The organism is Staphylococcus sp. 11262D007BW (assembly GCF_053547815.1).
This window is the reverse complement of sequence record NZ_JBPWPJ010000001.1, coordinates 1651438-1672364: the sequence shown is the minus strand read 5'-3', so window position 1 is coordinate 1672364 and position 20927 is coordinate 1651438. Positions and strand designations below refer to the sequence as shown.

Sequence of the window (20927 nt, the reverse complement as noted above, 5' to 3'; positions counted from 1 at the left end):
AGCAATCGATCATGTGCTTTACAACTCTTTTTTTAGTTATGAGAGGAAATGCGTTTTGATGATGGTTTCAAGTATTAACGGTAACTCTTCATAAGCACTTTTTTGATGAAGACGTTCGGTTACTTTATGCGCATCTTTACCAATAGGACCACAATTGATTAATGGTGCTTGAATACGTTCGATGGCTTCAAAAGGGATCGTATACGTTTGATTGAACACAGGTGTATTCTCTTGGTAGGCATCAAATTGTGAACCAGCTGGTGATGGTCTGACATAGCTAAGGTCACTAATCCCGTTAAAGTAATGTATTCTTTTTGAGGTGCGATTAAACTGATCTTGAAGTGTCTTTTCAATGGTTTGTCCGATAGACACAATTAACGGATGGGAAGATGTATTTGTTGCCGGATAATAAGGTGGTGCGAAAAATGTCACAACAGTAGGTCCAAGGTCACGGCATAGTTTCATGAGTTGATCAACAATACTAATTGATTGTAGATGTGGCTCATGCTCAACCGTTGTAGCATGATGTATGATGTGGTGAACTTGGGAACTAGAGTAGTGGTTGAAAGCGTATGAAAGGAGTTCATGATAAGTCATGACATTGATGTTAAACTGTGGTGTGATCCCTTCGCTATGCAGACGTGTTAAATAGGCGTTGAACCCTTTATCAACTGCCCGTTGAACGGCTTGATTAAATTGGGCGAATATCGCATTCGCATGTTGTTTAAATAAGAAAAGATTGAACAAAGCGACAGAACGGAAGGGAGTTTGGACATCATAGTGATGCTTAATATCCTGAACTAACAGACTCACAGGAAACGGCGTTGATTCACCGTCAAATGACTCCTTAAATGTATCGCTGTATTCAATTTCTTGTTGGATAAAACTTAAAATATAGTTTGAACTTAACCCATTTGCAGGTGTACCTACATGTGTTTCTTTACCATAAACTAAAACACCGGGCATAATTTTACCAATAGACCCTGTATAGTAGTAATGATTCATGTCATTACCGGCTTGTTGAAATGTCGGTTCACTATTAAGGTGAAGTTTAATGTCTAATTCATGTGTGTTTCTTAATCTATCTAAGCAAGCTACCGCAGCTAACATACCTTGAGAATTTACTTCTTCATCTGGGACGGTCATCAATACTAAATTAATATCCCACTGCTCGATGATCGCTTGTTCAAGCAATGACATATGTAACATAAGGCCGGGTTTCATATCCATTGCCCCACGTCCAAAAACATAGTCACCGGACTTTAAATCCTTAAGTGCATCTTCATTTAAATAAGCTGGGTGATTGCGAAAGGTATTTGTAATCTCCTCCATATTAAATGCGAGGTGTTGATAAGAACCATAATCCTCAACGCCAACTGTATCGTAATGACTGATTAAAGTGATAGTTTGTTTAGAAGTAGGCGCTTTGTACAGTGCGACTACAGCGTGACGTTCATCTTTTGTTGGAGCTAATTGAAGGTGTTCAGGGTGGTGTTGGAAATAGTCCAACGTCATTAACTCATCTTGAATCATATAAGGAAATGTTTTTTCACCTGATGAATGTGTGATGCTTGCATGAAGTACTAATTGCTTAAGTAGTTGTTCTCGAGTAGATGCTGATTGCCATTTCTTAGTCATGATTTCTCTCCTTTATAAACATGATTTGGATGGTTCTTTTTACAATTGTAAGGGCTTTCATATAAAAGTGCAACTCAATATAAAAATATTTGAATATGACGGTTGTGTGACGACAATTCCTCTTTTATTAGAAATCCTCCATTTTATGATAAGATGAGAAAAGTAAAGATCTTGATTTGGAGGCACAATACACATGCTAAAAAAAATACTTGGTTTTATCTTAGTTGCAATTGTTTTATTTATTTTAGTTGCAGCCGGCTTTTTTGGATTTAAAGCATTTCAAAAAAATCAAAATGTAAAAATGATCGATCAATATATTTCAGAAAATAAGTTAGAAGATAAAATCATTGAAGAAAAAGTAGACTATGACAATCGTAAAGGTATTTTTTATAAAGAATTAACGTTAAAAGGAGATAAAAAAAATACGTATATTGCGCAACCATTGAGTTTAAGAAAAGGGTTCTTTTTACAAGGGTTTGATAGTGAATCAAAAGAAATGGACGACGATGCGCCATATAATTTCTTTGATGATAAGTACAAATTAAAATAATAGCATAATGAGATGTTAGGTTATTCAAAGAGTGAGAAGTTCGAAGTGGATTTCTCGCTCTTTTTTGATAGGGAGAAGGTAAATTTGTAATGACGTTATACAATCATATTTTAAAAGAGAAGTGCCAATCACGACATTAACGGTGAAAATTTGATATTATAGTATTAATTTGAAGTGAAGGAGGAGAATCATGGTGAAAGATGCAAAACAATTATTAAAACAACTTACAGATATTGATGGAATTGCTGGACATGAATATGACGTTAAACAAACAATGAAATCATTGCTTGAACCTAACAGTGATGAGATGATTTATGATAATTTAGGAGGCGTATTTGGCAAGAAAACATCCAATACAGGTCAACGATCCATCATGATTTCTGGGCACCTTGACGAAATTGGCTTTATGGTAACTAATATTACTAAAAAGGGTTATTTACAATTTACGCCTGTCGGTGGTTGGTGGAATCAAGTGATGCTATCTCAAAAAGTAACCGTAACCACAGATGAAGGGCGTAAAATAAGAGGGATTATTGGCTCAAAACCACCTCATGTTATGAGTCAAGAAGTACGTAAAAAACCAGTTGAAATTAAGCATATGTTTATTGATATTGGTGCAAAAGATAAAGAAGAAGTTGAAGCGGCAGGTATTGAAATTGGCAATATGATTACACCATATTCAGAGTTTGAAACACTACTGAATGAGGATTATATTAGTGCTAAAGCAATTGATAACCGTTATGGTTGTGCGTTAACAGTGGATTTACTTGAACGTATTAAACAAGACAATTTAGATATCGACGTTTATGCCGGCGCAAATGTTCAAGAAGAGGTTGGCTTACGTGGTGCAAAAGTAGCAGCACACAAAATCAAACCAGATTTAGCTATTGCTGTAGACGTGGGTGTGGCATTTGATACGCCAGATTTAGAAAATGAAGGCAATGCAGTAATTGGCGATGGCCCTGTCGTTTTAAATCTTGATGCTACAAATATTGGACATGTGGGCTTTATTCGTCATATTAAACAAATTGCGAAAGCACATAATATCGACATTCAATTTGATTCAATGCCAGGTGGCGGTACAGATGCTGGATCCATTCATACGTCATTAGATGGCGTGCCTTCTGTTGTGATTTCAGTGCCTTTACGCTATATGCATTCAAATGTGTCTGTTATTAGCATTAAAGACTACGAAAAAGCAGTCGAATTAGTGACAGAAATCGTTCGTTCATTAGATGATGAAACAATTGATCAAATTATTTGGTAATAAGATTGAAAGAGTGGGGCAAAACAAGTGGATACGTCAATACTAGATTATGACGTTTGGGACATTTCAGTAGGTCCCACTCTTTTTTATATGGGCTGGTATATAAAGCATTAATGCATTGGGAAACCTATTAACGGTGTCCCAAAAGCAGGATTTTCGGCAGAAAGTTCACGATTTGCCAAAATTTGACGGATTATAAATGATCAAATGTGCTTTGATACATTTGTAAGAACGACTAACTAAACGAAGTCGTTCTGTATTTCGTTTACTTCTGCTCAAATCCTGAACGCTGTTGTTCCAACCGCTTTAAGTAACGTTTGGTAGAGTAAGGCAACAAAGGATGGTGAAGAAAATGAGTCATTCTAGAAGCATACATAAACGATGGATTGGTTACATATTGGTCATTATTGGCGCAACATTCTGGGGAATTGGTGGCACCGCTTCTCAATGGTTATTTCAATACGCCAATCTTGATGTAACTTGGTTTGTCTCTGTCCGTTTAGTGATATCTGGTTTGTTATTAATTGTGATTGCGTTCATTACTCAAGGGAAAAAAGTATTTATCATTTGGTGGGATAAACACGCAAGATTAAAAATTATAATATACGGATTATTGGGGATGTTAGCGGTCCAATATACATTTATGTCCTCAATTAGTCATGGTAATGCAGCGGTCGCGACGTTATTACAATATTTAGGGCCTATATTGATAATGCTCTATTTAGTCATCACAAAAGTTACAAAAATGGGACGAAAAGAAGTGATCGCTGTCATTTTAGCATTAACAGGCACTTTCCTGTTATTAACTAATGGTCATATTGCTAACTTACAGGTTCCCTTATTGGCACTCTTATGGGGGCTGGCTTCAGCTGTAGCATTAGCTTTTTATACGTTGTACCCAGTTAAACTTTTAGCGCGATGGGGTTCCTTAAATGTTGTGGGATGGGCAATGCTCATTGGCGGACTAGTTTTATGCCTAATTCATCCACCATGGCAAGTCGATTTATCTGTTTGGACATTGGAAACACACGTTTATTTTTGGTTTGCAATTATTTTTGGCACGATGTTTGCCTTTTGGTTTTATATCGAAAGCTTAAATTATATATGGCCTCATGAAGCGGCGCTATTAGGCACACTCGAACCTTTAATGGCACTCTTAACGTCAATTATTTGGCTGAATGTTTCATTTGGATGGTGGCAATTAGTAGGTGTGCTATGCATTATTATGATGGTTATAGTGTTGTCAGTCATGAAAAATAAAGATGGATGATATTGGCAGAAAAAGAGGTCGGGGACGCTATTTAATACATTTAGCATAGCCCAACCTCCTAAATGGGTTTAATGAGACATGTCCATATCGTGAATTTTCATCATTAAACCATGTGGAATGTCGTCGTGCTCGACAACTTCTTTTTTAGTATAGTTATTGTCATCGCCTTTATTGGCTACTAATTTTACAAAATCACCTTTTTGAGGTTGAAACTGATCATCAGTAGGGATTGTGACATTTTCTTCAACTTCTTTTGAAGATTCACTAATCACTTTCTCTGCTGTATTGTGATCTTTCATATAACCGTAATATGTTTCTTTTTGCCCAGACATTGCAATGGCAATCACAATTCCGATTGTAATGACGAGCATCACAACAATTAAAATGATGCCAAGTGTTTGTTTTTGTTTCATATTATTCGGCTCCTTTTTTATAAGTTGAGTTTAGTTTAATAAATTCTGATACATGATTGAAGTCATTTCCTATTAAAAAATGTGACAGATTCATGTCGATTAGCCGTATGCTATTAACGGTAGGACTGTGAGAGCGGTTATAAAATGTTAAAGGACGTCTTTATGAGTTGAAAAAGTACGCGTGAGGAGTGATGAAATGGAGAATTTGCATCAAGACTATAAAATTCAACATAATTGGTTGCTTGTGATTGGTATTATTTTAATTGCCTCAACATTGCGAGCACCTTTAACTGCAGTGGGACCAGTTATTGATCAGATTAAAACGGATTTAAATATTAATAATGCCATTGCGGGTATGATTACTACGATACCGCTTATTATTTTTGGGACAGTATCACCCTTAGTGTCGAAAGTCATGACCCGTATTACGATGACACACATTTTATGCTTTACACTCATTTTAACGCTGATTGCACTTGTTATAAGAGTTTCTGGAGGAACAGCATTCTTTTTTATAGGGACAATTTTGCTAGGTATTTCAATTGCATTTGCGAATGTGACACTACCTGCTTATGCTAAGTGGCGTTTTCCTTTACAAATTGGCATTATTACAGGCATTTATAGTGCTGTGATGAATTTGACTGCTGGTTTAGGTGGTGGTCTAAGTTATCCATTATCCACGATGACACCAATGAATTACCGCTTATCTTTAGTGTTTTGGGGTATATTCGCACTCGTTGCGATTGTAGTGTGGTTACCGCAATTAAATAAGACGAAAGAGAAAGAACAGGAGACAGAACACACACGTACAAAGGTGTTTACGTCAAAAATGGCATGGGCCGTGGCTTTAACGATGGCATTTCAAAGTATGATGTTCTATAGTATTGTCGCTTGGTTTCCATCCTTACTCGTAAGCAAAGGGATAGATCCAGAAACAGCGGGGTATTTTTTAATGATCAATCAGTTTGCCCAGTTACCGATGACCTTTACGTTTCCGATTTTAGCCGCTAAAATGAAAAATCAACGTATATTAATTGTTATCATTATTGCGCTAATGATTAGTGGCTTTGTTTTACTATTTAGTACACAACATTGGATATTAATTGTATCAATGATTTTAACAGGGATGGGTGTAGGCGCTTGTTTTAGCTTGTGCATGACACTGTTTTCGATTCGCTCACGTACAACGAAAGGCAGTTTATCGTTGTCAGGATTCGGGCAATCCATAGGCTATTGGATTGCTTCGATAGGCCCATTATTACTAGGATTAACGTATGATTTTACCCATTCATGGAATATAGGTATTGGCTTATTTATTGCAATGGCCATTGGATTATGTATTGTAGGTTTATATGCCGCGCAACCAGCCTATATTGAAGATAAATAATTTCAATTAAAAAGGCACATCACAATCAGGTTTGAACACTGGTTGTGATGTGCTTTATTCTTTTAAAGAAGTAATTAGTGTTGGTTTGATTGATAGTCGTCTAATAAATCCGTCATATATTCTGCGATAGCCTCTTTCATAGAAGGATCTTTTAATGCAAAACTAAGAGTGGTCTTCACAAATCCAATTTTTTCACCGACATCATAGCGTGTGCCTTCAAATTGATAAGCGTAAACTTGATCGTCTTGATTTAAACGTTCAATGGCATCGGTAAGTTGAATTTCTCCACCTGCACCGATTTCTTGGTCATCTAAGTAGTTAAAGATTTGCGGTGTGAGAATATAGCGTCCCATAATGGCTAAGTTAGATGGGGCTGTGCCAGCTTTTGGCTTTTCGATAAATTGATTTACTTCATATAAACGTGAACCTTCGCTTTTAGGTTCTACAATACCGTAACGTTCAGTTTCATCGTATGGCACTTCTTGAACGCCTATAATGGATTTTCCGGTTTGTTCATATTGTTCCATCAATTGTTGAATAGCAGGTTGGTCAGATTCAACAATATCATCACCTAGAAGGACTGCAAAAGGTTCATTGCCGAAAAATTGTCTTGCTGTCCATATGGCATGGCCTAATCCTTTTTGTTCTTTTTGACGGACGTAAAAAATATTAGCAAGTGAAGCGGAATGTTGAACTTTATTGAGTAGCTCTATTTTATTTTTCTCTTTTAGTGTCGTTTCTAGTTCTTTTTGATTGTCGAAATGATCTTCAATCGCCCGTTTATGTTTCCCCGTTACAATGATAATGTCTTCAATTCCTGCTTTAGAAGCTTCCTCTACAATATATTGAATAGTAGGTGTATCTAAGATAGGTAACATTTCTTTAGGCATTGCTTTTGTAGCTGGTAAGAATCGTGTGCCAAGCCCTGCAGCAGGGATGATGGCTTTTTTTATTTTAGACATTCAAAAAATCCCCCTATAAAAGTTCAATGTTAAGCACATTATAATATAAAATAGCAATAATTTCTAAACGTGTCGTAACATCGACTATGTTAAAGGAGAGAACGAGGAGGTTAATCGATGGTCCTGTCTCGTTCATTTATCCTTACGATTCTAAATCGTATCGTAAAATGGCTTTATCTTTATAAATTTTTAATAGTTTAATATCGCCTTTATTTAAAGAGATTGTTAAAGGCGTTTGGTTGAAATGATGAATATTCAATTGCAACTGTAAATGATTGGTTTTATTCACTTCGTCGATATGTTGACTAGGAATATAATAATGCTGCACATCTGACGGTATAATATGTTCGACATTAGATAATGTGCGATGATAATGATAGGTTGCCACGATATTTTCAGAAAGTGACTCGGTTGAAAGAATTTGAAACTGCATTTTTTGTGGGTCAGGCCACTCTTTTTTCATAATCGATGCATAAGGCTCAAACAACAAAATATGGTAAGCGTTTGATGTTTCATTAATCAAGTATTGATTTGTTTGTAATATGAAATGATTTTCAAATGGTTTAAAAAGTTCAAAAATTAAGTTTAAAGATGTTTTATTACCATACTGATTATAATATGACAGGCCATAATGTTCTGTCATAAATGGTAAAGCAAACCCATTTATAAGATGATTAAACTTAAATAAAAAGTACATAAATAGTTCAGGATGTTTTAAAAAACGTTCTTCAAATAATGTATTAAACACTTTTTCAGTAATATCTGAAAAAATAACTTTGCTTTTTTGATGTTCTGAAAGTGTATTGATAAACGTATTAATCATTGTATATAAACGCTCTAGGTAAGTAGACTGCGTCGTTGGTTGACCAAGTTGACTAAAATCAAGTTCTTTAAAACTCAGCATAAAGTAATCAAACGTGATGCCTAAATCTTGAAGTTGATGTAACGTTTGATAAGTATGGTTTTTAATCGGTAATGGAATCAACAAGGTATACTGACAACTAGGTAACAACAAAGATAAATGATGTTTAATATAATGAATATCGTTGATTGATAATGTATTCATATCAAGGACGATATTTAAATTGAGTATTGAGTGACTAAGATAAGTTGTTTGGTACGAAATGACTGAAATCATAGGCTTTAAAAAATCATTTTCAAAGCGTTTGAACAGCGACAATGAATCAATTTTAAAAGCGAAACGAATCGGTTTAGATGAAATCTGTTGATATAGCCAATCGATTTCACTGATATCTTTAAATTTTAAACTCATTTGAGTGAGCTCATTAAAATAAAAATAAGCGGTCTCATCACTTGTAAAATCAGGTAATGACGCTGTGACTTGTAGCGCCTGAGTAATTGATTTGAAATGCGATGATTCTAAAAAGAGTTCAGTTGAATGAATATAGGTTGTATCTTCTAAATAATTTAATCGTATGGTCGTTTCTTGATCATTTGTCGTTGAGTTCCATTGCGTCATCAAATATTGATGAAAATGGGTTTGATCGTGATTTTGAATTTGAAGCGGTTCGATAGGTAATCGTTGTTGTTTCCGAAATTCTACTGGGCTCGAACCCACGAATTGTTTAAACAATTTCGAATAGTTACTGTAATGCGTAAAACCAAATTGAACTGCAATATTTTGTATGGTTTCATTTGAAATTAGCAACTTTTTTAATGAAAGGTTAATTTGCAATGAAACGATGAACTGTTTGAAATTAATATCTATATATTTGTTGAATAGAATAGAAATATAAGATTGTGAAACAAAAAAATGTGCAGCAATACTTTTAAGCGTAATTCGTTCAGTATAGTTACGATTAATATAGTCAATCACATGTGTTAATAAAGTATTTTGTGAACTAACCTCTGGAATATAAAACTGTTCGGTAGGGACATATGCTTCTTCATAAAGGATGGCAATCATATCATCCATTAGTATATTTTGTTTTTTGACATTATCTTCTATAAGCATGCTACGAATCAGCATTTTAATATGTTCATCAGACGTTAATTGATCTCTATCAAAGTACCCTAAAAAATAATTACTTTGATATTTCGAGAAAAAATGTAACGGAATATGAATAATAACGACCGATGTGCCATTTAGACCTTTAACAATGTCATTTTGATTCAAAATCGCGATTTTATTATAAAAATGTGTGCTTTTGCCATTAATTTTTAACTGAAGTGCATTTTCATATGAAAACACGAGTTGCACTTCATTAAATATGCGGTGAGTGTTTGTTTGATAATGTTTCATTAATTCAATTGTGACACCTTGCATAATAAACCTCTTTCAATGATGTGCTTTACACTGTCATGTAATAATTTGAATCAATTATAAAGTTTGAGTTTGCTTGAGTACAATGGGGCTGAGGCTTTTATAAAAATAGTGGGATAAGAACAAAATAAATGTGATTTTAAATGAAATAAGATTGATAAAATTAAGCATATAGATAAAAAAACAAGATAAACGATTAAAGAATAACCATATATATAAGAGGGTGTGTTAAAAAATGAACATATTACTCATGCATATTAAGGGGATATCTTTTTTGGCTTTAGAGGTGTGAATGTTGGATTCAGTGGGTGATATATAGGGGTGTATTTTATATTAAGGATTGTCCAGCCCTTTGACAAGCTACAATTGTATTGAGCTTTTCTATCAAATTGATTACAAATGTGAGCGGATAGAAGTAATTCTTTAAACTTTCAAATGGGCTTCGGAATAAAAGAGTGACATATCAAAAAAAGCTGGCGCTCACTTGTAGGAGCCCCAGCTTTGGATGTAATGCGTTTATAGTTTTTTACTACGCCATAAAAATGTGAACATAATAACTACAAGGACAAATGAAATAACGAGAATAATCAACCAAGATAACATGCTTTCTGTATCAATAGGTAAAGGTACGTTCATCCCAAAAAAGCTGAAAACGAGTGTTGGTAAAGTCAATAGTACCGTAAATATCGTCAATGTTTTCATAGTTGTGTTTAACTGATTTGACAGCAATGACGCATAGGAATTGGTCATACTTTCTACGATACGCAAATAAAGGTTGGTCGTCTCTACGGCTTGTTGATGTTCATTTTGTAAGTCTTCTAGTAATTCCTCATCTTCGTCAAACCGTTTAATAGCAGGTAATCTAAATAAACGACGAATCGTGGAGGAGTTCGTTTCTAAAGAAGCTAAGAAATACACTAAGCTCTTCTCAATTTCACTTAATAAATACAATCGTTTGTTCGTTACACGATGCTGTAAATTATATTCCACTTGTCGGCGTTCTTTATTTAATAATCTCAAACTGCGGTTATATTGTGCAGCCATATCGTACATTACATTCAGTGCGAACTGACTTTTAAATTTTAAATTAATCCGTTGTTTTGTAAGGTGCTCAAAGTAATGAAAATCAATAGCGCATACTGTCACAATAATGTCTTTGCCAATAATTATACCAAGTGGCAAGGTCGTAAAACTTTTAAGCTTGTAGGTGCCTGATTTGGTGATAGGAAAGTCACTAATTATCAGTGAGTACCCACTATCGTCATCGTATTCAATACGCGAACTTTCTTCACTATCCAAAGCATCTTCTAAAAAGTCTTTAGGGAAGCCATAAGTTTGAATGAGGTCGTTAACTTCTTCTTGTGTGGGTTTAACGACATTAAGCCATTGCGCCGCTTCCCAATCATCTATCGTTTGTACGTTTAAATCTTGATCATTTCGGTATGCAGTAATCAACGTTTTTCTCCTTCGTCAATATTGTGTTTTAAATGGTGAATATCTTTATAACCCTGGCGATATGCGGCGAAACCTTCCATAATATCGTACCAATCTGTGCCTTTTGATTCTTTAATCTGATTGAAAAGTTCACTTTGGGCATAATTCAGTTTTTGAATTAAGGCTGTGCCTTCGCCGGTAGGAAAGAGACATTTTAAACGTCGATCATTTTCATCTGGACGTTCATAAATATACCCTTTTGCTTTTAATAATTTTAATGTTGCATGTGAACCTTGTTTGGAAATTTCTAGGTTCTCTAATAATTTTTTAGTAGTAATCCCTGGTAATTTATTGATAAAAAATAAAAAGCGGTGATGTTGTCGGCTCAAGCCATATTGAGCGATAATGTCATCAGCTGTTTTAGTAAAAGTTTGATAAGCGTAATAGAATAAAAACAATTCATAATCATTATTTTGAGACATATGACAACTTCCTTTAAACTATTGTTTTTATTATTATAATAAACAATACCCATTGTGTCATGGGGGGATAACAATATTATAATAATAATGATAGAGTAATCATTTGTAAATATTGATAAGCGGTAATAAGTGTTTTAAAATAAAACAAGAAAATTAATAAAGCGTTAGATAAGGTGTCGTAATAAATAAAGCGTTTACAGTAAAGAAAATTAATCTTTTCTTAACATTAAATTTACATTTATACTTCATAATCTAAAGTGAACTCATTTGAATATGGGGATGGGACATGAAGATGGAATGCCCTAGGAAATCGATAAGCGATAGTCCTAAGTAAGATTTTTAACAAAAAATTTACAAGTGTGTTTCGTTTGCATACATAGGAACGATTAACTCACTCGAGTTTAAATGTTTCCTACATGCCTTTGTCTCAGCCTCTTCACATACATTAATTGAGGTGAAAAAATGGACATGTCAGTGACAGAGATCGTTTTCTCATTTTTAGGTGGTCTCGGTATTTTCTTATACGGATTGAAAGTAATGGGAGACGGTCTACAAGCTTCTGCAGGAGATCGGCTTAGGAGTATATTAAATAAATTTACATCTAACCCTATATTAGGTGTTATCGCAGGGATGGTCGTAACGGTTTTAATTCAAAGTAGTTCCGGTACGACGGTCATTACCATTGGTTTGGTAACTGCAGGATTTATGACGTTAAAGCAAGCAATTGGCGTTATAATGGGGGCAAACATTGGTACAACAGTAACGTCATTTTTAATTGGTATTGAATTAGGCGATTATGCGATGCCAATTCTTGCGTTAGGTGCCTTTCTGATTTTCTTCTTTAAACGTTCGCAAATTAATAACATCGGACGTATTTTATTCGGTTTTGGTTCTTTATTCTTTGGATTAGAATTTATGGGTGGTGCCGTTAAGCCACTCGCTGATTTGCAAGGATTTAAAGATATTATGTTAGATATGTCTTCAAATCCACTTTATGGTATTTTAGCTGGGGTTGGATTAACAGCATTAGTACAAAGTTCAAGTGCCACAATCGGTATTTTACAAGAATTTTATGGCCAAGGATTGGTTGATTTAACAGGTGCGATTCCTGTACTGTTAGGTGACAATATTGGGACAACAATCACAGCGATTCTAGCGTCTCTTGCTGGCTCAATTGCTGCCAAGCGTGCTGCATTTGTACACGTGATTTTTAATGTGATTGGTGTTATTATTTTCGCTCTCTTCTTACCAATTGTTATTAATTTAGTAGAATGGCTACAAGATGCATGGAGCTTGAAACCAGCTATGAGTATTGCATTTGCACATGGTGCGTTTAATATTACGAATACATTAATTCAATTACCATTTGTAGGCATACTCGCATGGATTGTTACAAAATTAGTTCCTGGTAAAGATGTGACTGAAGATTATAAACCACAACATTTAAATAAAGATTTAGTTTATCACGCACCAGGTGTGGCTTTACAAGAAACACAAAAAGAATTACAAAATGTCGGACAAATTGTAGAGTCAATGCTGAATGATGTTAAAAATCCAGCACTCATTGACAAAAAGTTATCAAAAACATTAGAACAAAAGCACCAAGCAGTTGAAACGATTAACGATAGTATTAGCAACTATCTAGTTCGTATTTCAACTAAAGATATCAATAAAAAAGATGTCGAGCGTCTTGCGGTAATGTTTGATGTTAACCGTTCAATGCTTAAAGTGTCAGATTTAATACGTGAATATTCTAGACTGATTGAACGTAAAAAACATAAACAAATTGAATTAACAGATGATGCATTACGTGGTATCGATAAGTTATTTAATTTTGTCGATGAAACGTTTAATAAAGCGCTCGAAACATTAGACGTTTATGACACAACGAAGAAAGATGAAGTGGCTGAACGCAGTCAACAAGCGTTTAATATTGAACATAAGTTAAGAAAAGGCCACATTAAACGTTTAAATCGTGGAGAATGTTCAACAGACGGTGGTTTGTTGTACATAGATGTCATTGCTGTATTAGAACGTATTGGGTACAATGCGCGTAACATCTCAGAAGCAATGGTTGGATTAAATGATGATGTGTCTACAGAAGAGGAAGAAATTGTATAGAGGGTTGAGTCGCTGTTAATCGGTTGCTTAGCGCATTCATACTAGGTCTCAACTCATTGGATATAAGCTAAACTCAAGTAATTATTGAGTTTAGCTTTTTTTTTTATAGTGCGCCCGGCATGGGTAACATCTTGACGGTGAAAGTCCGTTACAGGCTTGTTAGTAGGAACTGTTAGCGAAGGACAAGGGTGTCCACTGCGAAGTGGAATCTGAAGGAAGTCGGACGCAAACACTCGCACTGACGAACAGAAACATCATACTAAGGCTATGTAGAATGGATGAATCTGCTATACAAGATAAAGTCCTATACTACCCGAGTTCTATATAGTAAATGATGTGGTGACATGAGTGGAAAGAGGTTACACCTTACCCGGGGAGGTCTCATAAGCGATTCGTAGAATCGTAGTAACAACGAATTATGAGAAATCAGCAGAAGTCATAGTAGGTATAAACATATCGAAGGACTGAACAATATTAAATACAAAGTAAAGAATGGAGGTTATAGATTTACGGTGTGCAGAAAACGGTTTATACCGGCAACTTATAGAAAGATAAGTAGTGGAACGAAAAAAGGATATATAAGTGTGTACAGTAAATCTTAGGTGAAATGAAAGAAATGTATCGTGAGTCTCCATCTTTGATGGAACTTGTTGTAAGACCAAACAACATTGAAAAAGCAATTAAGAAAGTGAGAAAGAACAAAGGTGCACCTGGAATTGATGGTATGAGTGTTAGTGACTTGAATAGGCACTTCTCGCAGTACTTTCCTCAAATTCGAAAGAAACTGCTTGATGGTACATACAAACCACAAGCAGTAAGGAAAGTTGAAATCCCAAAATCAAATGGGAAAAAACGAGTGTTGGGTATTCCTGTCGCAAGAGATAGAGTTATCCAACAAGCCATTAAACAAGTCATTGAACCTAAAATTGACCGTACATTTTCAAATCACAGTCATGGTTTCAGACCAAATCGTAGTACAGGTACTGCATTGAAGCAATGTGCATTATACTATGAAGAAGGTTATTCAGTCGCAGTCGACTGCGACTTAAAACAATGTTTTGATATGTTAAATCATGACAAGTTAATGTATCTATTTGAGCGTCATATCCAGGATAAAACTATTTCTAAGTTCATTCGTAGAAGTCTACAAGTTGGTGCCATTGACCTCAATGGTAACTACAAGAATAAAGAAATCGGTGCACCGCAAGGTGGCGTTATATCGCCGCTATTATGTAACATCTATCTGCATGAATTAGATAAAGAACTGGAAAAACGTGGACATCGTTTTATTCGCTACGCTGATGACTTCGTCATCTTTGTGCGTTCAAAACGAGCAGGCCAACGTGTTATGGAGAGTGTGACAAAATTCATCGAAAAGGATCTTAAACTTATTGTAAATAAGGAAAAGAGCAAGGTAGGTGCAGTCACACGTTTAAAGTTCTTGAGTTGTCTAATGACCAAAGTAAATGGCATTTATCGTTTCAGACCGACTATGGAAGCAAAAAGAAGTTTAAAACGCTCCTTAAGACGTCTAACGAAACGAAATAGACCAGGTACCTTCAGACAGATTATAACAGAAATCAATCAAGTGACTCGAGGGTGGATAAATTATTTTGGTAGAGGGTTTATTAAAGGCTTTTTAACAAAAGTACAATCATGGTTAAACCGTCGTATTAGACAACTGATTCTTAAAAGATGGAAGAAAACGAAAACAAAATACAAAATGTTACGTAAATATGGACTTGACCATGATAGCGCAATGAGAGTTTCACAATCACGTAAGAAGTATTGGCGACTCTCAAGTGTAAAAGAAGTCCATCGTGCGCTTACAACAAAACAACTCTACGAGTGGGGACTAATACCTTTAGTCCACCTCGCAGAGCTGGCTTACGCAAGATATTGAACTGCCGTGTACGGAACCGTACGCACGGTGGTGTGAGAGGACGAATAACCAAATAATGGTTATTCTCCTACTCGATTTATCAGGTATAAAAATTTAACTTTGACAATTATTTGACATTCAAACAGTTGTATTGTTTTTTGAACGCTTTTTGATATCATTTTTTAATATGAATATTATGGAAAGTAGAGGTGTTTTTGGTGTTCAAAGTGAAATATGGGGTATATCTCACTTTATTATTTGTTATTATTGGGAGTTTATTTGGTGCGCAGTGGAACGAAGCGTCAGCGCATGCGACGTTACAAGCGCAAACCCCTGCAGCTGATAGTACCGTTCAAGAAGTGCCAGATGCGATTGAGTTAGAATACAATGAGCCCGTCTATACGGAATATACAACGATAACCGTATTTGATGATGAAGGCAACGAAGTCGACACGCTTGAACCAAATGAATCGGGTCAATCACAAAAACTTACGTTTGATTCAAGTAGTTTAGAAGATGGTACATATGCTATTCAGTGGGATACAGTGTCTTTAGACGGCCATAATATCAGTGGAGATTATCAATTTTCAGTCGGGGAAAGTACAGCAGGATCAATTGATATGTCTACACCTATTTATGCACAACCCTTTTTCTGGTTTGGCTTAATTCGTTTTGTTTTTCAAGGGGCATTGCTCATATTAACAGGACTATTTATTGTAAACCGATTTATGTCACGTAATGATGCACCGACATATGAATTGATTCCAAAATATCGGAGCGCGTTATGGCTATTAGTAATGACAGCTTTTTCAGCAGGTATCGTTTATTTAATGACTTTACCCAATGATGTCATTGATAAAGTGCTTAGCCTAGATTTTAGTATTTGGATACAATTTCCATTTGTCATTTCCGCTACCGCTATTATGGTTGTACTGATTTTAATGTCATTAAGAAATATGGAATCGATCTGGTATGTATTAATGGCGATATTGCTCTTTGTAGGATTAGCTGTTTCAGGTCACGTATGGACGCAATCTGTGCCAGTTTATTCAATCATTATTCGTACATTACATTTAGCGGGTATTTCTGTGTGGTTAGGTAGTTTTGCCTATTTAGTCGCATATATATTTAATAAGCCCGACTACCATGCTAATCTTACAACGATTAAACATACGATATTTAAATTAAATGTGACAGCGGCCATTGTTATTATCGCGACTGGATTATTAATGTCTATCGATGCGACAACCATTACAGCTATTGTGACACAACCTACGACGTACACCTTCTTATGGTTCAGTAAGATCGCTTTAGTGATTGTGTTAATGTTGTTAGGCGCATATCAAACTTATCAAGCCATGGGCAAAAGACAAAAAGTTAATCGCAGTATTTTATATATTGAAGTCGTGTTGGGATTATGTTTAATCTTAGCTGGCGTCATTATGAGTCAAATTGAAATCCCGTTATAAAAAGAAAGGAAGAATCATTATGACAGTTAAAAAATTAGTGTTAAGTTTAGTAGCTATGTTTGCAATGCTCAGTGTAAAGTACACGGCTGATGCACATGTCTCTTTAAATCCAGATAGTAGTGAACCTGGTTCAAGGGAAGAATATAATGTGCGTGTCCCAGTCGAACAAGAGGATAATACCGTAAAAGTAGAATTAGAAGTGCCAGATGGTGTCAACGTTGCGAATGTACAACCAGTAGCTGGCTTTGATAATCAATTTGAAAAAGATGACCAAGGTAATATCACTAAAATTACTTGGGAAGCAACGGAAGATGGCATTGGACCTAATGAATTTATGAACTTCCCAATTACAGTCAATAATCCTGATGAGGAAGGGTCATTTAAGTGGAATGCAATTCAAACATATGACAATGGCGACGTTGTAGAGTGGACAAGTGACGATGAAAACAGTGACACACCTGCACCTGTAACAGAAGTTAAAAAAGGTGCCGGTGACACAGAAGGGGATTCAACCTCATCTGGTAGTACGACTGCTTTATGGATTGTAAGTATTGTGTCATTAATTATTGCGTTAATTGCATTATTTAAACGCAATGTTCCTAAAAAAGACAAATAAATCGCATTGACATCTATTATTTAAATCTAGATAATAAAGTAGATTTGAATAATTGATGGAGTGTGAATGATTGTGAAACGAATTTTATATGCTTTTATTGTTTATACGTCATTAGGACTTGTAAGTGGTTTTTTATATCGTGAACTCACGGTGCATTTTAATTATACTGGCGAAACGCAAATGAGTGTGATGCACACCCATTTATTAACATTAGGGATGTTTATGTTTTTAATGTTAATCCCTATAGAGAAATTATTTAAAATAAGCAGCTATTACTTATTTAATTGGTTTTACATCGTTTATAATGTGGGTGTCGTTGTAACGATTGGAATGCAGTTTACAAAAGGATATATGCAAATTGCAGGCCAATCTATCTCACCCTCTATAGCTGGTTTTGCCGGTATGGGTCATGTGATTATCACAGCTGGATTTATACTATTATTTATATTACTAAGACAAGCCATCATTAAAAATCCTAGATAAATAGAGTCTAGGTAATTGCTATTGATGTCTGACAAAGCGTACAAAAAGACGGTTACCCGAAAAGGGAACCGTCTTTTTAATAATTTATCAAGTTTATGCTTTGCGTTTACGTAAATCGGCTTCAATTTCTTCTAAGCTTCTACCACGTGTTTCTGGTAAGAATTTAATCACAAAGATTAATGCGATAATACCGATAACTGCGAAAATAAGGAAGACTTGTTGCACTTTTAAAACTTCGACTAACATAGGGAATAATTGAGCGACAAGTAAACTTCCGATGGATAACACAAGCGCTGCAATACCTGTTGCGGCACCACGCGCACGCATTGGGAATAGTTCTGGTAACATTACCCATAATACAGGGCCCCATGAGATACCGAAGAAAATAATAAATGCTGATAAACAAATCATTATAATCCATACAGCACTATTCACACCGATTAACCAAATCAGTAAACTCATCAGTAGTAATGAGGCTACCATACCGATGTTACCGATGATGAGTAATTTTTTACGATCAATTTTATCGATAATGAAAATCGCTACAATTGTAACCAATACGTTGACCGTACCGATACCGACCGTACTTAAAATTGAAGCGGAATCTTCTAAGCCAGCTTGGGCAAAGATTGACGGTGCGTAATAGATAATGGCGTTAATCCCAATTAATTGTTGTAATAACGCAAAAACACTACCGATGATAATAGTTGATAAGAGCCATGGTGATTTTAAAACAGTCCATGTACTTTCTGAAATATCATTAATATGTTTCATATGACTGATTTCATTGTCGATTTCATTTTCAGGGTAAGTGAGTTTCATCACTTTACGTGCAGCTTTTTCACCACGTTTTTCTAATAACCAACGCGGACTTTCTGGCATAAAGATAACACCAATCATTAAAATAAGTGATGGTACTACAGCTAAGCCAAGCATCCAACGCCAACCTTCAATTGGAGCAAAAGCAGAGTTTACTATATAAGACGATAAAATACCAATTGTAATCATAAGTTGATTTAGTGAACTCAATGAGCCACGTGCTTCAGTTGGTGCAAGTTCTGATAAATAAACTGGCACAATAGCAGTTGAACCACCGACAGCTAATCCAATAACGAGACGTCCTATCACTAATACTTCCATTGTTGGTGCGAATGCTAAGATTAAAGCACCAATGATAAAGATAATAGAGATGACGAATACGAGACGTCTTCGTCCAAATTTTTCGGAAAGTGGGCCACTAAAGCCAGATCCGAAAATGGCACCAATTAGCATAGATGATACAACTAAGCCTTCTGTAAATGCAGTGAGTGGGATATCTTTTTCTAAGTATAATAAAGCTCCAGAAATGACACCCATGTCATACCCATACAGTAGGCCCCCAAGTGCACCAATGAAGAAAATTAATTTTTTATTGATTTTCATTAGGGAAACCTCCTCAATATATTGCACATTTAGTATACGCTTTCATGAATCATACGTAAATAAAAATAAACTGTAAATATTGTGAACAAAATTTAAATTAAACGCAAAAAATTGCTAGATTTGATAGGTGACAAATCTAGCAATCAAAGCATTTGTGGGTAATCACGATAGAAAGTTATTCCACTTCCATATCGATAATAATTCTGCCACGATGTTGATTGTTGTGAAGCATTTCAAATCCTTTTTCTAAGTCTTTGAATGGAATGACAGTTTTAACATCATGTAATTGATCCGGCTTAATATCAGTCGCTAAACGACGCCAAATATGCTGACGACGTTTCATAGGGAAGTAAGCAGAATCTACCCCTAGAAGACGTACGCCACGTAATATAAATGGGTATACAGTAGAAGAAAATGTTTCTCCACTCACATTACCACTTAATGCAATTGCGCCTTGTGGTTGAATATATTTAACTACATCGCCAATCGTTTCCCCACCTACAGGGTCAACCACTGCTTGCCAACGTGTCTTTTCCAGTGGTTTTTGGCTATCAGAAATACGTGGAATGACTTCATCTGCGCCAATAGAGGTTAAGTAATCTTTTTGGTCTTGTTGTCCCGTACTAGCAATCACCTTGTAACCGATTTGATTTAACATCATTGTAGCCATTGAACCAACGCCACCAGTGGCGCCTCTAACAAGGACTGGACCATTCGTATTGGCAATTTTGTTATCTTCTAAAAGTTGTATTGATAATGCAGCTGTAAAGCCAGCAGTACCAATAATCATGGATTCTTCTAATGTTAATCCTTCCGGTAATGGAATCAGCCATTCACTTTTTAGACGGATGACTTCGCTATAACCACCGAAATAATTAACCCCTAAATCGTAGCCAGTCGCAATCACTTTATCGCCTTTTTCAAAAGAAGGGTTATCAGAACTAATCACTGTACCAGCAAGGTCAATACCAAGAATCATAGGATAAGAACGGATGATTTTATTGTTCGGTTTTGTAGCTAGATAGTCTTTATAATTCATACTTGAATAATGAACACGAACTGTGACATCGCCTTCTGGTAAATCATCTAAAGTTAATTTTTTAAAGTCAACATGAAATTCTGAGTCTGTTTGCTGTGCGAAATAAGCGTTGAATTGTTCCACAAACGTAGACCTCCTTATTTATAATATGTAGTGTAAAAAGAATAGCAATTGTGGAAATATGTTTGCAACTTTTCGGATTAGATTG

17 protein-coding genes are annotated in these 20927 nt (G+C 35.4%); 9 read left to right on the top strand and 8 right to left on the bottom strand.

Annotated elements, in window-relative coordinates:
- Positions 1-36: 36 nt before the first annotated feature.
- Positions 37-1638, bottom strand: coding sequence for a M20/M25/M40 family metallo-hydrolase (locus ACEE93_RS08390; RefSeq protein WP_449155918.1), 1602 nt, complete (start codon positions 1636-1638; stop codon positions 37-39).
- A gap of 193 nt (positions 1639-1831) precedes the next feature.
- Here ACEE93_RS08390 and ACEE93_RS08385 point away from each other — a divergent pair, with 193 nt between their 5' ends.
- The 3 genes from ACEE93_RS08385 to ACEE93_RS08375 all read left to right on the top strand — a co-directional run bounded on the left by ACEE93_RS08385 (position 1832) and on the right by ACEE93_RS08375 (position 4725).
- On the top strand, positions 1832-2188 hold the full coding sequence (locus tag ACEE93_RS08385) for a DUF3139 domain-containing protein (RefSeq protein WP_449155919.1): 357 nt from the start codon (positions 1832-1834) through the stop codon (positions 2186-2188).
- Positions 2189-2381: 193 nt separating this feature from the next.
- On the top strand, positions 2382-3455 hold the full coding sequence (locus ACEE93_RS08380; RefSeq protein WP_449155929.1) for a M42 family metallopeptidase: 1074 nt from the start codon (positions 2382-2384) through the stop codon (positions 3453-3455).
- A gap of 352 nt (positions 3456-3807) precedes the next feature.
- The gene (locus ACEE93_RS08375; RefSeq protein WP_449155920.1) at positions 3808-4725 is read left to right on the top strand and encodes an EamA family transporter; all 918 of its coding nucleotides are present in this window, start codon (positions 3808-3810) and stop codon (positions 4723-4725) included.
- 68 nt (positions 4726-4793) lie between these two features.
- Here ACEE93_RS08375 and ACEE93_RS08370 read toward each other — a convergent pair whose 3' ends face one another.
- Complete coding sequence (locus tag ACEE93_RS08370) at positions 4794-5138, bottom strand: DUF4889 domain-containing protein (protein WP_449155921.1); 345 nt, start codon at positions 5136-5138, stop codon at positions 4794-4796.
- A gap of 196 nt (positions 5139-5334) precedes the next feature.
- Between ACEE93_RS08370 and ACEE93_RS08365 the strand changes: the two genes are divergently transcribed.
- Positions 5335-6525 (top strand): CynX/NimT family MFS transporter, encoded by a 1191-nt coding sequence (locus tag ACEE93_RS08365; RefSeq protein ID WP_449155922.1) that lies wholly within the window; start codon positions 5335-5337, stop codon positions 6523-6525.
- Between the two features lie 74 nt (positions 6526-6599).
- Here ACEE93_RS08365 and galU read toward each other — a convergent pair whose 3' ends face one another.
- The 4 genes from galU to ACEE93_RS08345 form a co-directional block, all read right to left on the bottom strand.
- A complete protein-coding gene (galU, locus tag ACEE93_RS08360) occupies positions 6600-7487 on the bottom strand; it encodes a UTP--glucose-1-phosphate uridylyltransferase GalU (RefSeq protein WP_449155923.1) in 888 nt (295 codons plus the stop codon).
- 142 nt (positions 7488-7629) lie between these two features.
- On the bottom strand, positions 7630-9774 hold the full coding sequence (locus ACEE93_RS08355; protein ID WP_449155924.1) for a helix-turn-helix domain-containing protein: 2145 nt from the start codon (positions 9772-9774) through the stop codon (positions 7630-7632).
- A gap of 513 nt (positions 9775-10287) precedes the next feature.
- Positions 10288-11226 carry a magnesium transporter CorA family protein gene (locus ACEE93_RS08350; protein WP_449155925.1) on the bottom strand — a complete coding sequence of 313 codons (939 nt, stop codon included), beginning with the start codon at positions 11224-11226 and terminating at the stop codon, positions 10288-10290.
- Positions 11223-11687, bottom strand: a complete 465-nt coding sequence (locus ACEE93_RS08345; RefSeq protein WP_449155926.1) for a MarR family winged helix-turn-helix transcriptional regulator — start codon at positions 11685-11687, stop codon at positions 11223-11225. Before ACEE93_RS08345 ends, ACEE93_RS08350 begins: the two co-directional genes overlap by 4 nt.
- 468 nt (positions 11688-12155) lie before the next feature.
- Here ACEE93_RS08345 and ACEE93_RS08340 point away from each other — a divergent pair, with 468 nt between their 5' ends.
- The 5 genes from ACEE93_RS08340 (at position 12156) to ACEE93_RS08320 (ending at position 18258) form a co-directional block, all read left to right on the top strand.
- The gene (locus ACEE93_RS08340) at positions 12156-13808 is read left to right on the top strand and encodes a Na/Pi cotransporter family protein (protein WP_449155927.1); all 1653 of its coding nucleotides are present in this window, start codon (positions 12156-12158) and stop codon (positions 13806-13808) included.
- A gap of 616 nt (positions 13809-14424) precedes the next feature.
- Positions 14425-15711 carry a group II intron reverse transcriptase/maturase gene (gene ltrA / locus ACEE93_RS08335; RefSeq protein ID WP_449156320.1) on the top strand — a complete coding sequence of 429 codons (1287 nt, stop codon included), beginning with the start codon at positions 14425-14427 and terminating at the stop codon, positions 15709-15711.
- 206 nt (positions 15712-15917) lie between these two features.
- Positions 15918-17159: a copper resistance CopC/CopD family protein gene (locus ACEE93_RS08330; protein WP_449156494.1), complete on the top strand. Its 1242-nt coding sequence runs from the start codon at positions 15918-15920 to the stop codon at positions 17157-17159.
- 19 nt (positions 17160-17178) lie between these two features.
- Positions 17179-17775: a YcnI family copper-binding membrane protein gene (locus ACEE93_RS08325; protein WP_449155009.1), complete on the top strand. Its 597-nt coding sequence runs from the start codon at positions 17179-17181 to the stop codon at positions 17773-17775.
- A gap of 72 nt (positions 17776-17847) precedes the next feature.
- On the top strand, positions 17848-18258 hold the full coding sequence (locus ACEE93_RS08320) for a DUF2871 domain-containing protein (RefSeq protein ID WP_449155010.1): 411 nt from the start codon (positions 17848-17850) through the stop codon (positions 18256-18258).
- A 93-nt stretch (positions 18259-18351) separates the two neighbouring features.
- Here ACEE93_RS08320 and glcP read toward each other — a convergent pair whose 3' ends face one another.
- Both glcP and ACEE93_RS08310 read right to left on the bottom strand, forming a co-directional pair.
- Positions 18352-19680: a glucose transporter GlcP gene (gene glcP, locus ACEE93_RS08315; protein ID WP_449155011.1), complete on the bottom strand. Its 1329-nt coding sequence runs from the start codon at positions 19678-19680 to the stop codon at positions 18352-18354.
- Positions 19681-19855: 175 nt separating this feature from the next.
- A complete protein-coding gene (locus tag ACEE93_RS08310) occupies positions 19856-20842 on the bottom strand; it encodes an oxidoreductase (protein ID WP_449155012.1) in 987 nt (328 codons plus the stop codon).
- Between the last annotated feature and the right edge of the window lie 85 nt (positions 20843-20927).

Bases quoted from the DNA above. Each gene is read 5' to 3' on its own strand.
- ACEE93_RS08340 (WP_449155927.1), top strand. From the start codon at position 12,156: ATGTCAGTGACAGAGATCGTTTTCTCATTTTTAGGTGGTCTCGGTATT.
- ACEE93_RS08385 (WP_449155919.1), top strand. From the start codon at position 1,832: ATGCTAAAAAAAATACTTGGTTTTATCTTAGTTGCAATTGTTTTATTT.
- ACEE93_RS08390 (WP_449155918.1), bottom strand. From the start codon at position 1,638: ATGACTAAGAAATGGCAATCAGCATCTACTCGAGAACAACTACTTAAG.
- ACEE93_RS08325 (WP_449155009.1), top strand. From the start codon at position 17,179: ATGACAGTTAAAAAATTAGTGTTAAGTTTAGTAGCTATGTTTGCAATG.
- galU (WP_449155923.1), bottom strand. From the start codon at position 7,487: ATGTCTAAAATAAAAAAAGCCATCATCCCTGCTGCAGGGCTTGGCACA.
- ltrA (WP_449156320.1), top strand. From the start codon at position 14,425: ATGTATCGTGAGTCTCCATCTTTGATGGAACTTGTTGTAAGACCAAAC.
- ACEE93_RS08375 (WP_449155920.1), top strand. From the start codon at position 3,808: ATGAGTCATTCTAGAAGCATACATAAACGATGGATTGGTTACATATTG.
- ACEE93_RS08365 (WP_449155922.1), top strand. From the start codon at position 5,335: ATGGAGAATTTGCATCAAGACTATAAAATTCAACATAATTGGTTGCTT.
- ACEE93_RS08355 (WP_449155924.1), bottom strand. From the start codon at position 9,774: ATGCAAGGTGTCACAATTGAATTAATGAAACATTATCAAACAAACACT.
- ACEE93_RS08370 (WP_449155921.1), bottom strand. From the start codon at position 5,138: ATGAAACAAAAACAAACACTTGGCATCATTTTAATTGTTGTGATGCTC.
- ACEE93_RS08345 (WP_449155926.1), bottom strand. From the start codon at position 11,687: ATGTCTCAAAATAATGATTATGAATTGTTTTTATTCTATTACGCTTAT.
- glcP (WP_449155011.1), bottom strand. From the start codon at position 19,680: ATGAAAATCAATAAAAAATTAATTTTCTTCATTGGTGCACTTGGGGGC.